Below are 12049 nucleotides of genomic sequence, written 5' to 3'. Positions count from 1 at the left end.
ACCACAATACAATTAAGTAAAGTTGTTGAGACCCAGCTTAAAAGACTTCTGAAAAAAGCAGAGATAGGAAAGAACATTCCTCCACACTCATTTAGACATACCCACACTTCACTATTCATTGAAACTGAAGTTAGCATTAAAGAAATACAACAGAGGCTTGGACATACAAATATTAATACGACAATGAATATCTATGCTCATATAATCTCCAATAAGGAAGAAAAGGTCTCTCAACAGTTTAGTAAACCGATGAAAGACCTTCTTTAATCATTATAATATGAGCAACTTTTGCTTCCTATGAGCAAAATTATGAGCATTTAGCTTTTATCCACTTAAAAACCCTTATATATCAAGGTTTTCATGAACTTATTACATCATTCCGCCCATGCCACCCATGTCAGGCATTGCTGGACCAGCGTTTTCTTCTGGAATGTCTGCAACTACTGCTTCCGTTGTTAAGAACATTGCTGCAACACTTGCTGCATTTTGAAGTGCGGAACGAGTTACTTTCGTTGGGTCTACGATACCAGCTTCAATCATGTTCACCCATTCGCCAGTTGCTGCGTTGAAACCAACACCAACTTTTTCGTTTTTCAAGTGTTCTACTACAACAGAACCTTCTAATCCTGCGTTTTCAGCAATTTGGCGGACTGGTTCTTCTAATGCGCGAAGAACGATTTTCACACCTGTTAATGTGTCACCTTCTGCAGCGATTTCAGAAACTTTACGATAGACGTTAACTAAAGCTGTTCCACCACCGGATACGATGCCTTCTTCAACAGCTGCACGAGTTGCATTTAATGCGTCCTCAATGCGAAGTTTGCGTTCTTTTAACTCTGTTTCAGTAGCTGCACCAACTTTAACTACTGCTACTCCGCCAGCAAGTTTTGCTAAGCGTTCTTGTAATTTTTCTTTATCGAATTCCGAAGTTGTTTCTTCTAATTGTGCTTTAATTTGATTTACACGAGCAGCAATTTTGCTAGATTCGCCAGCACCTTCTACGATTGTAGTTGTTTCTTTTGTAACTACAACTTTAGAAGCGCGACCTAATTGAGTGATGTTAGCAGATTTTAAATCAAGACCTAAATCTTCTGTAATCACTTCACCGCCAGTTAAAATTGCAATATCTTCTAACATTGCTTTTCGACGGTCACCGAAGCCAGGTGCTTTTACTGCAACTGCATTGAAAGTTCCACGAAGTTTGTTCACTACTAATGTAGCAAGTGCTTCACCTTCAACATCTTCAGCGATAAGCAATAATGGTTTGGATTGTTGTACTACTTGTTCTAATAATGGAAGAATTTCTTGAATGCTAGAAATTTTCTTGTCTGTAATTAAAATATATGGATTATCTAGTACTGCTTCCATTTTATCAGAATCTGTTACCATGTAAGGGGAAGCATAGCCACGATCAAACTGCATACCTTCTACAACATCTAATTCGGTAGCGAAACCTTTTGATTCCTCAATAGTAATAACACCGTCTTTACCAACGCGTTCCATTGCTTCTGCAATTAATTGACCTACTTCTTCATCACCTGAAGAAATTGCAGCAACTTGAGCGATAGATTCTTTACCTTCGATTTGTTTAGAGATGGCATGTAATTCTTCAACAGCTGTTTGAACTGCTTTTTCAATACCTTTGCGGATACCCATTGGGTTAGCTCCAGCTGTCACGTTTTTCAAGCCTTCGCGAATCATTGCTTGAGCAAGAACAGTTGCAGTAGTTGTACCGTCCCCAGCAACATCATTTGTTTTGCTAGCAACTTCTGCTACAAGTTTCGCACCCATGTTTTCAAATGGATCTTCTAATTCGATTTCTTTTGCGATTGTCACACCATCATTTGTAATTAGTGGAGAACCAAACTTTTTCTCAAGAACGACATTGCGTCCTTTTGGTCCTAGTGTTACTTTTACAGCATCTGCTAATTGATCCACACCACGTAACATTAAACGACGTGCATCTTCACTAAATTTAATTTGTTTTGCCATTTTTTCAGTACCTCCTCAAAGATTCTTGTATCGATCATCCATGTTAAGTTCTAGTTATGATATATCGTGACAATTAAGCAATAACAGCTAAAATATCACTTTCACGTAAAATTAAGTATTCTTTTCCTTCGAACTTCACTTCAGTACCAGCATATTTTGAGAAGATAATTCGATCGCCAACACTAACTTCTACAGCTACTTTTTCGCCGCTATCTAGAACACGTCCTGTTCCAACAGCAACAACTTTTCCTTCTTGCGGCTTTTCTTTAGCTGTATCTGGCAATACGATACCGCTTGCAGTTTTTTCTTCTGATTCAACAAGTTCAATAACAACGCGATCTCCTAGTGGTTTTAACACAATAAATAACCTCCTCAAGATTTTTTGTTTTTATTTGTTAGCACTCAACATCAATGAGTGCTAATTCCAATTAATATATTAATGAATCCTTCTCTTTTTTGCAAGTGGAAAGTATAAAATTTTTTATTTTTTTACTCAACCTCCATTATCCTATGTTAAATTTAACATTTCATACCAGTTTCACAAAATTATTCAGCATATATGTTAAACTATTGATTATTAGTGGAAATAGCGGTAGGTTATTCTTATTGAGAATACAAAAGGTAAGTTCTATATTTTTGAAATGAGGGGTACGATGAAACGAGAATATAAACTAATTTTACTTATATATATCGCCATGCAATTAAGTTCTCCAATCATTATTTCGTTGCTAGCTTTAGTCTATAATAATCTCAATCCCAGTGGGGACCAATTTTTCCAAACCACACGTGTATCTTGGACGGTGTTTAGCTTTTTCTTCACTTTGTTAATTTCCGTCTATTTATTAAGAAAAGAAAGAACAGCTCATAATGCATTACCGATTTCAACTTCCATTATTTGGGCGATTACAGGCATATTTTTAGCTTTCATAGCTCAATCTGCAGGGATATTAACCGAAACATTACTTGGAATAGAGCAAGGTTCAGAAAACACCCAAAATATATTAGCAGTTATTGAGTCCATGCCTATTTTTATCGTCGTTGTTTCTATATTTGGTCCCATCTTGGAAGAAATAGTTTTTCGTAAAATTATTTTTGGCACATTGTATCAACGGATGAACTTTCTTATGGCAGGACTTGTAAGTTCCTTAATTTTTGCCATAGCTCATATGGAATTTGAACATATTATTTTATACAGCTTCATGGGCTTTACTTTTGCATTTTTATATGTAAAAACGAGTCGAATTATCGTGCCAATTTTTGCACACGTAACGATGAATACACTTGTCATTGTAGTACAATTATTTTTGAGTGATAAGTTGCCTGAGCAAGCTAGTACTATTTTTTCTTGTTTGCCATTTTAAATGGTTTTCGGAAATGGAGGTTAATGATGAAATCACCTTTGTCTACAGCAATCATTTACATTGTATTTGGGATAATATTTGTATCCTTTGCCATTCATCAAGTAACGAATAGCGGGTGGGGAATTTTTGCTTATTTATTAATTCTCCTTGCTACCATTGATTTAGGATCAGGAATACGCATATTATTTTGGCATTATAAAATGAAAAATCGAGAGAAAAAATAAAAAAGGCTGTATCATAGAAGGAGTGCAACATACGGATACTCCTCTTGATACAGCCTTGCTTTTTTAAGCTAGCTCTTCCTTAATCATTTCTTGTTCAGCTTGCAATACTTTTCTGTAGGCGAATTTTGAAACTATTATACTAAATTCATATAGTAATAGTAACGGTAAGGTTACCATTAAATGGGAAATAATATCTGGTGGTGTAATAAATGCTGCAATGACTAGCAAAATAAAATAAGCGTACTTACGAATTTGTGTTAAAATCATAGGAGTTATCATTCCTAATCTTGTTAAAAATAAGATAATAACTGGAAGTTGAAATAAAAAGCCAAATGGAATCGTTATTTGAAAAAGAAATTGGAAATACTCATTAATACCAATCACTTGATTAATTGCTAGCTTATCTCCTAAACGAATCATAAAGTTAATAAAAAAAGGAAATAATATGAAGTAAGAAAAAGCAATTCCCAGCAAAAATAAACAAACAGATATAGGAATATAGCTTAATGTTACTTTCCGCTCCTTTTCATATAAACCCGGGGAAACAAATAGCCATATATTAAGTAAAATGATTGGTGATGTTATTAAACATGCAATCACAAACGCCATTTGCATATAAATTTTTAATGGATCCGTAATTTTAAATGCATTTAATTGTAATTTGGCCGCTTCATCTGTTTGTTGTAAAAATAAAATAATCGGTTCTGTAATAAAAAATGATCCAACAAAAGCGATGAAGAAAAAAACGACTATAAACATCAGCCGTTTTCGCAGTTCTGATATATGCTCATATATCGTCATATCCCTTTGTTTCATGCTGTTCATCCTAACTTAGTTGGCATCCTTGCTTTTATTCGTTTGTTCCTCATCATCAGCTAAACCTTTTGTTGCATTTTTAAATTCTCGTAACGTATTACCAGCAGCTCTCCCTAACTGTGGCAATTTTTTCGGACCAAAAATCAATATCGCGACAAGCAAAATAATGATTAAACTTCCTGGACCAACTTGGCTAAACAAAACAACTAAGCTATCGGAACCTATATTTCCAAACATCCCCCAAATGCACCCCCTCGTATGTAATACAATATAACAACCCCTATTATGCTCAAGTACAGGACATAGAAATTATACAAATTTACAATGTCTTTATACTATTTTAAGTGGAACTTAGCTCCTTGTAAACTAATTGATACTATTTACTCTTCCTCTTCCATATCTTCCTCATCATTGGAATAGTGGTTTAAAAAATAGACGAATGATTGCAGTTCAACCGCTAAGTCAATATGGTGCACCCGGACAGTGGAAGGAACCGTTAATCTTGCAGGAGTAAAATTAAGAATACCTTTAATGTTCGTTTTTAAAATTCTGTCTGTGATAACTTGAGCAACTTGGGCAGGAACAGTTAAAATGACGACTTGAATTTCTTCCTCCCGCAGCACTTGTTCTAGTTGGTCCATCGGTAATACTTCTACATCCCCATAGTTTTTTCCAATTTTATCCTCACTAACATCAAAAGCCGTTACAATTTTCGTATTATTATTTTTTGTAAAGTTGTAATGTAGTAATGCTGTACCTAAATTACCTACCCCTACTAATGCAACTTTCGTCATTTCATCCTGGTTCAACGTTTTACGGAAAAAAGACAATAAATATTGGACATTATACCCATAACCCTTTTTCCCTAAAGCACCAAAATACGAAAAATCTCTTCGAATTGTTGCAGAATCTACTTTTACCGCTTCACTCAGTTCAGCAGATGAAACCCGCTGTTTTCCGGACTGGTACAAATTTTGAATAAAACGATAATATAGCGGCAGTCTTTTTGCAGTTGCTTTCGGAATTTTTAATTGTTCTGATGACATGATTGTCCCTCCACGCTGTAAGTTTTTATTTTCAGTATCTCATTGACAATAGTATAACTTTTATTTAGCTAAAATTGCGATTAATTTGATTCCTATTTTTGTATTTTACCAACCATTAAATTGGAGTGATGTTACGGACCAAAGGAAATAGACCTTGTATATTTTACCATTTTATAACTTTTATTCATAACTTTGTGTAATTATTTAAATGAAATTAACCACCCTTATCTAATAATTGCAGATTATAGATTAATAGTGTTAATGTTAACGCTTTCATTACATCCCTCACCTTCTCGTAAAATTATTCTTTTTACCATAAATAACCCGTCTTAAATCGCTAATTCCGTTAAGTGTTAATTCTGACATTTACTACTACTATCTATTATAATACAGTATTTTTTCAGAAATGTCTTGTGAAAGAGATTACTTTGTGAACAGTTGCTATTTTTATTGAAAATCATGTACTATTTTAATAAGTGATGTTTTTTCACTGTTTGTTGCTATTATTTTTGAGGTGAACATGATGATTTTATTACAAATAAATCAATTAAATAAATATTTTGGAGCAGAATTAATTTTATCGAATATAAAGCTTGAAATTCAAACCAGAGATCGGATTGCGTTAGTCGGAAGAAATGGTGCTGGAAAGTCAACCTTATTAAAAATAATCGCTGATAAAGAAGCATATGAATCTGGCGAAATGATTAAACCGAAAGAAGTGACCATAGGCTATTTAGACCAGCATACAGGACTTCAATCCACCATGTCCATTTGGGATGAAATGTTGACTGTATTCCGTCACTTACAGGAAATGGAAACAAAATTGCGCCACTTAGAACAAAAAATGGCTGATAGAGCCATTCTTTCCGATGAAAATCAATATGAAAAAATAATGTCTGAATATGATCAGTTGTTAAATAGTTACAAGGACTTAGGTGGCTATCAGTATGAGGCAGATATTCGTTCGGTCTTACATGGTCTAAATTTCCAAGGATTTGACTATAGTACGAAAATCTCTTCGCTAAGCGGCGGGCAAAAAACAAGATTAGCATTAGCCAAACTTTTACTTTCAAAACCAGATATTTTAATTTTGGATGAGCCGACAAACCACTTAGATATTGAAACTTTGTCATGGTTGGAGCAATATTTACAAGCTTATGAAGGGGCAATATTAATCGTATCCCATGACCGCTATTTTTTAGATAAAGTAGTCAATCAAGTATATGAATTAGCCCAAATGACGTTAACAAAATATCCTGGTAATTATAGTAAATATTTAGTTCAAAAAGCTGAGAACTACGAGCGTGAAATGAAGTTGTTTGAAAAGCAACAAGAAGAAATTGCTAAAATGAAAGATTTTATTCAAAAAAATCTAGCCCGAGCTTCAACGACGAAAAGAGCACAAAGCAGACGTAGAACATTAGAGAAAATGAACATTCTTGACCGTCCTCAAGGAGATGAAAAATCAGCTTCTTTTTCCTTTGATATTGAGCGGCAAAGTGGGAATGAAGTACTGAACATTAAAGATTTAGCAATTGGTTACAATGACAACGTAATTTCCAAATCTATTCAACTGCGAATTACCCGTGGGGAAAGCGTGGCGCTCCTCGGTCCAAATGGAATCGGTAAATCAACTTTGCTTAAAACGATTGTAAAAAAACTGCAACTGCTACGTGGTTCAATCCAACTTGGTACTAATGTCTCTGTAGCTTATTACGATCAAGAGCAAGCAAATCTAACTTCCAATAAGCGCGTATTAAATGAATTATGGGACGAATACCCAACAATACCTGAAAAAGAAATTAGAAACACTTTAGGTAATTTTCTTTTTTCCGGTGAAGATGTATTAAAAACGGTATCGACATTAAGTGGTGGTGAAAAGGCACGGTTAGCATTAGCTAAATTAATGATGCAAAAGGCTAATTTTCTCATTTTAGACGAACCGACAAACCATTTAGACTTAGATAGTAAAGAAATCTTAGAAAATGCATTAATTGATTATCCTGGAACCATTTTATTTGTCTCCCATGATCGCTATTTTATTAATCGAATTGCTACTAAGGTAATAGAGATGACTAATGAAGGTGTTCTAGAATATCTCGGTGACTACGATTATTTTGTAGAGAAAAAACAAGAAATGATAGAATTAGAAGAGCTAAAACAAATGGAATTAAATAAGAAACAGAATAATGCCTCCATGCAAACAAAAAATTCATATGAGGTGGAGAAAGAAACAAGACGACTAGAGCGACAGCGCAGGCGTCGGATGGAGGAAATTGAACAGCAGATTGAACTGTTGGAAGAGGAAGTAGGTATAAAAGAAAAGCAAATGTTTGATCCTTCTATTTCCAGTGATCATGAACAACTAGCCTTCTTATCAGAAGAAGTAATTCATGCGAAAGCTGAAATTGATAAGTTATTAGAAGAGTGGACAATGCTAGAGGAACAAAATGAAGATGGAGTTTTACCTTGAGATGCAGCTTATTTGCATCTCTTGTTTTTTAATTAGTGGTGGATGTGGAGTTTTTTTTGAGACAGTATTCAACAAGGTGGTACCTCTTTTTTTCAAAACTTATCCACTAACGACTTCAACATTGGAAGGATCGAGGTAGTTATGTACCTGGAAATGTGGATAAGTAATCAGTTTTTGGAAAACAAATTCTCATTCGCCACATATGAGCGAAAGATAAGTGATCACATTTTGTGATATGACAGCTTTGGTCACCTAAGTTTTTTCTAATTTATTCGATTATATATAAATATCCACTCCATATAGTCCAAAAGCCCTGTTGCTATGTAGACAGGAGCTAATTATCCACAGTCATATCCACATTATAAACAGTTAGTTCAGTTGCTTTTTCATAATATATCCACATAATTCACATTAAGTTATGCAGTTATCCACAGATTGTTTGTTGTTTTTGTTAAAACCGTCTTTTATTTTACTGATTGAATTTTTTAAATTATAGTACTTTTTACATATACCGCTAGCTTATATATAGGACTATCGCTTTAGCATTGAAAAGAATGTGATTAACATACCATGAAGTAAATTTTTATTACTATATGGTTATTTTTTCTCAACACAAAAATTGTAAAGAAGTGATGCGAAAAACGGCTGATTAATTTAGAATATAAAAAGGATTACCTGACTCTTGCGGTAATCCTTCCATTTGCTTCTTATATAATTAATGACTGTTCGTTGAATTTCATTAAATCTAATCCAGGATAAGCATTCAATGTTAAGTTAGAATGGATTCCTTTTTCCAAAAAGACACTTCCTGCCGCAGCAATCATAGCCGCATTATCAGTACAAAGATGGATTGGCGGAACAACTAACTCAACATGATCCAACTGCCGAATTACATGATCCAACCTTGCTCTTAAACCTTTATTAGCAGCCACACCACCCGCGACTATTACTTGCTTTACGTTATATTCTTGGGCAGCTTTCATTGTTTTCGTTACTAATACATCCACAACACTTGCCTGAAAACTTGCTGCTAAATTAGCTGGTTCAATTACTTCACCCTTTTGATTTGCATTATGCACAGTATTAATTACAGCTGATTTCAAACCACTGAAACTAAAATCATAAGAACCTTCTTCTAACCAAGCCCTTGGAAGTTCAATAGTAACCTCACCTTCACTAGCTAACCGGTCAATATGCGGACCACCAGGGTATGGCAAATTTAACGTTCGAGCCACTTTATCATAAGCTTCGCCTGCTGCATCATCCCTCGTTTCACCAATCACTTGAAAATCGCCATGCTCCTTCATCAATACTAATTCCGTATGTCCCCCAGACACAACCAATGCTAATAGCGGAAACTTCATTTCGGTAACTAGCCGATTTGCATAAATATGCCCTGCTATATGATGGACTGGGATAAGTGGCAACTGGTGAACATATGCTAATGTCTTCGCTGTCTCTACTCCTACTAATAGGGCTCCTACTAGTCCAGGACCAGCCGTAACTGCAATTCCACTTATATCTTGGAAACTTAACCTCGCTTGTTCTAGTGCCTCTTCCAACACAATCGTTATTTGCTCAACATGATGACGAGAAGCAATCTCAGGTACAACTCCACCAAAACGTTTATGACTTTCAATTTGTGATGCTACAACATTCGATATAATTTCTTTCCCATTTTTAACTATTGCGACTGCTGTCTCATCACAACTTGTTTCTATTCCTAAAACATACTGTTCTTTCATAATTTCACCCACATTACTAAAGCATCTTCATAATTATCAGTATAGTAACCCTTTCGAATACCACCATTTAAAAAACCATATTTACGATATAAATTTTGTGCCACAACATTGGATACCCGTACTTCTAAAGTAGCTGATTTTGCACCTTTTGCTTTAATTAAATTTAATAAATAACTTAGTAACTGTTCACCTAGCTTTTTACCGCGGTATTCCGGTAAAACAGCAATGTTAGTTATATGTGCTTCATCCACTATTAACCAAACACCTGCATAAGCAATAAGTTTATTTTCCATTTCTATACCAATATAGTAAGCATACGGATTCATCGTTAATTCCCGTACAAACGCATCTTTACTCCATGGCAAAGTAAATGATGCATGTTCAATATTCATCAATGCATCTATATCATTAATCGTAATTCTACGGAATACCAGTTTAGTTTCCATCGCCAACCCTCGCTAATACGGCATCAAACTTTCCCATGTTTTTAATAGCATGTCAAATACCTGTTTTTTCTCTCCACTTCGCTTCTGCTTCTGCTAACCGTAAATAATTTGGTACAAATGTATGCACATTCTCACCCTTCATGTCTTTGCCTAATAAAGCAAGTTCCCCAGGTCTTGGTATATTTTCTGTTATCTCCGAGAAACTTGCTAACTGCGCCAAATGACTGTTGATTAGTTCTTTGTGCAATTGCCCATCTGTTCCTATGAACAATACTGGCTGTTTATAGTCTTTTAATTGCTTAACCCAATCCTCGGAGGAAATGTGTCGGTCTTCTACTACTTCCACTATTTTGTTGTTTTTCCATTGATAAAGGCCAGTGTATATATTCCCACGCCTAGCATCGATCAGCGGTGAAATGAACCCTTGAAAATGTCGAGCAGTTGCTGCCATTAATTTTAGACTTGAAACACCTACAATTGGAATGTTGAGTGACCATGCTAAAGTTTTAGCAACTGTGACACCAATTCGAACACCTGTATATGAACCAGGACCATGAGAAACAACAATTTTATCCATATCATTTATTAGTAAATTACAATCTGCTACTAACCTCTCCATCGCCGGCAAAACACGAACTGCATGGTTTTTTTTCACGTTTGTTACATATTCACCAATAATACTATCTTCCGTTGCAATACCTATTCCAAGGACATCGGTTGTCGTATCAATTGCTAATATTTTCATCTAATAGCTCCTTACATAATTGATTATACCTTTCTCCAACAGGCATAAAAACCAATTTTCTCGATGATTCACTAATATGATAAATATAGATGGTTAATATTTGTGCAGGAAGTTGATCTTTAATGAGATGTGCCCATTCAATTACAGTTACGCCATCTCCATGAAAATAATCATCAAAACCTAAATCTTCCATAGAGTCCTCTAACCTATATACATCCAAATGATATAAGGGAAGTTCACCATGATACTCTTTTATAATCGTAAAGGTAGGGCTATTAACGGTCTTCCTAATACCTAATGAAGAGGCAATTCCTTTCGTAAAAGTTGTCTTTCCTGCTCCTAAATCTCCTTCCAAAGCAATTACATCTCCAGCTTCCAATAACGCACCCAACTTATTTGCGACCTTTTTAGTTTCATCTTCACTTTTAACTATCCATTCTATCTTTGTCATTTCTTCACCTTTTTTATTTCTTTATTTTTTAGTATATCCAACTTTTTACTTAGAGGAAAGGTAGTGTCATGTCAATCTGAATAAAATCAATGATAGTGAAATATAAAGAAAAAACCTTAGGAATTATCCTAAGGTATATAGTCATTAGTATGTAGTCATTTAATAATAATGGCGGTCCGGACGGGACTCGAACCCGCGACCTCCTGCGTGACAGGCAGGCATTCTAACCAACTGAACTACCGGACCTATGATTGCGGGGGCAGGATTTGAACCTGCGACCTTCGGGTTATGAGCCCGACGAGCTACCAGACTGCTCCACCCCGCGACGATAATAATAGTAAAACCAATATTTTTTGACGAGATAAGTGTAGTGCTATATGGACCGTCCCGATTTCGGAAAGTTAATTCCAGAAGCTTGCGAAATCGGTACGCTGATGTGTTGCTACGAAGCGTATTCGTTCGTGCTCCACCCCGCGACGATAATATAAATATTGATTTTGCTTGGCAGCGTCCTACTCTCACAAAGGCAAAGCCTTCACTACCATCGGCGCTGAGAAGCTTAACTTCCGTGTTCGGGATGGGTACGGGTGTGACCTTCTCGCCATTACTGCCAAACAATATTCAGTCGAGAATGAATTAAGGAAATCATTCTCTCAAAACTAGATCATGTAAGGAAAACTCGAGTAAATATATGATTAAGTCCTCGAACGATTAGTATCCGTCAGCTCCACACGTCACCGTGCGTCCACC

The 12049-nt window shown here is 35.5% G+C and carries 13 protein-coding genes, 2 tRNA genes and 1 rRNA gene; 4 read left to right on the top strand and 12 right to left on the bottom strand.

Features of this window, described 5'->3' with window-relative positions:
* Positions 1-6: 6 nt before the first annotated feature.
* Complete coding sequence (locus tag BN1242_RS13350) at positions 7-267, top strand: tyrosine-type recombinase/integrase (RefSeq protein ID WP_077216124.1); 261 nt, start codon at positions 7-9, stop codon at positions 265-267.
* Positions 268-369: 102 nt separating this feature from the next.
* Here BN1242_RS13350 and groL read toward each other — a convergent pair whose 3' ends face one another.
* Together groL and groES are read right to left on the bottom strand one after the other, a co-directional pair.
* Positions 370-1992 (bottom strand): chaperonin GroEL, encoded by a 1623-nt coding sequence (gene groL / locus BN1242_RS05665; RefSeq protein WP_062352609.1) that lies wholly within the window; start codon positions 1990-1992, stop codon positions 370-372.
* Between the two features lie 73 nt (positions 1993-2065).
* On the bottom strand, positions 2066-2350 hold the full coding sequence (groES, locus tag BN1242_RS05660) for a co-chaperone GroES (protein ID WP_062352606.1): 285 nt from the start codon (positions 2348-2350) through the stop codon (positions 2066-2068).
* A 295-nt stretch (positions 2351-2645) separates the two neighbouring features.
* On the opposite strand from groES, the gene BN1242_RS05655 reads away from it, so the two are divergent.
* Both BN1242_RS05655 and BN1242_RS05650 read left to right on the top strand, forming a co-directional pair.
* Positions 2646-3353: a CPBP family intramembrane glutamic endopeptidase gene (locus BN1242_RS05655; RefSeq protein WP_062352603.1), complete on the top strand. Its 708-nt coding sequence runs from the start codon at positions 2646-2648 to the stop codon at positions 3351-3353.
* Positions 3354-3379: 26 nt separating this feature from the next.
* On the top strand, positions 3380-3577 hold the full coding sequence (locus tag BN1242_RS05650) for a DUF4305 domain-containing protein (RefSeq protein WP_062352601.1): 198 nt from the start codon (positions 3380-3382) through the stop codon (positions 3575-3577).
* Between the two features lie 63 nt (positions 3578-3640).
* Here BN1242_RS05650 and tatC read toward each other — a convergent pair whose 3' ends face one another.
* The 3 genes from tatC to BN1242_RS05635 form a co-directional block, all read right to left on the bottom strand.
* The gene (tatC, locus tag BN1242_RS05645) at positions 3641-4393 is read right to left on the bottom strand and encodes a twin-arginine translocase subunit TatC (RefSeq protein ID WP_062352598.1); all 753 of its coding nucleotides are present in this window, start codon (positions 4391-4393) and stop codon (positions 3641-3643) included.
* Between the two features lie 15 nt (positions 4394-4408).
* On the bottom strand, positions 4409-4630 hold the full coding sequence (locus BN1242_RS05640) for a twin-arginine translocase TatA/TatE family subunit (RefSeq protein ID WP_062352596.1): 222 nt from the start codon (positions 4628-4630) through the stop codon (positions 4409-4411).
* A gap of 143 nt (positions 4631-4773) precedes the next feature.
* Complete coding sequence (locus BN1242_RS05635; protein ID WP_062352595.1) at positions 4774-5439, bottom strand: redox-sensing transcriptional repressor Rex; 666 nt, start codon at positions 5437-5439, stop codon at positions 4774-4776.
* A 523-nt stretch (positions 5440-5962) separates the two neighbouring features.
* On the opposite strand from BN1242_RS05635, the gene BN1242_RS05630 reads away from it, so the two are divergent.
* Positions 5963-7912 carry an ABC-F family ATP-binding cassette domain-containing protein gene (locus BN1242_RS05630; protein WP_062352593.1) on the top strand — a complete coding sequence of 650 codons (1950 nt, stop codon included), beginning with the start codon at positions 5963-5965 and terminating at the stop codon, positions 7910-7912.
* A 707-nt stretch (positions 7913-8619) separates the two neighbouring features.
* Here the strand turns inward: BN1242_RS05630 and tsaD are convergent.
* The 7 genes from tsaD to rrf form a co-directional block, all read right to left on the bottom strand.
* On the bottom strand, positions 8620-9657 hold the full coding sequence (gene tsaD / locus BN1242_RS05625) for a tRNA (adenosine(37)-N6)-threonylcarbamoyltransferase complex transferase subunit TsaD (protein ID WP_062352591.1): 1038 nt from the start codon (positions 9655-9657) through the stop codon (positions 8620-8622).
* The gene (gene rimI, locus BN1242_RS05620) at positions 9654-10103 is read right to left on the bottom strand and encodes a ribosomal protein S18-alanine N-acetyltransferase (RefSeq protein ID WP_062352589.1); all 450 of its coding nucleotides are present in this window, start codon (positions 10101-10103) and stop codon (positions 9654-9656) included. Before rimI ends, tsaD begins: the two co-directional genes overlap by 4 nt.
* A 52-nt stretch (positions 10104-10155) precedes the next feature.
* Positions 10156-10848, bottom strand: a complete 693-nt coding sequence (gene tsaB, locus BN1242_RS05615) for a tRNA (adenosine(37)-N6)-threonylcarbamoyltransferase complex dimerization subunit type 1 TsaB (RefSeq protein WP_062352587.1) — start codon at positions 10846-10848, stop codon at positions 10156-10158.
* A complete protein-coding gene (tsaE, locus tag BN1242_RS05610) occupies positions 10829-11299 on the bottom strand; it encodes a tRNA (adenosine(37)-N6)-threonylcarbamoyltransferase complex ATPase subunit type 1 TsaE (protein ID WP_062352584.1) in 471 nt (156 codons plus the stop codon). Before tsaE ends, tsaB begins: the two co-directional genes overlap by 20 nt.
* 169 nt (positions 11300-11468) lie before the next feature.
* Positions 11469-11545 (bottom strand) — tRNA-Asp (locus BN1242_RS05605).
* A 5-nt stretch (positions 11546-11550) separates the two neighbouring features.
* Positions 11551-11624, bottom strand: a tRNA-Met gene (locus BN1242_RS05600).
* Between the two features lie 174 nt (positions 11625-11798).
* Positions 11799-11914: ribosomal RNA gene (rrf, locus tag BN1242_RS05595) — 5S ribosomal RNA — on the bottom strand.
* Positions 11915-12049: the final 135 nt, after the last annotated feature.

Origin of the sequence: Bacillus kwashiorkori, assembly GCF_001375515.1 — a bacterium.
Lineage (GTDB): Bacteria > Bacillota > Bacilli > Bacillales > Caldibacillaceae > Bacillus_BK > Bacillus_BK kwashiorkori.
This window is presented reverse-complemented; position numbering and strand designations above follow the sequence as displayed.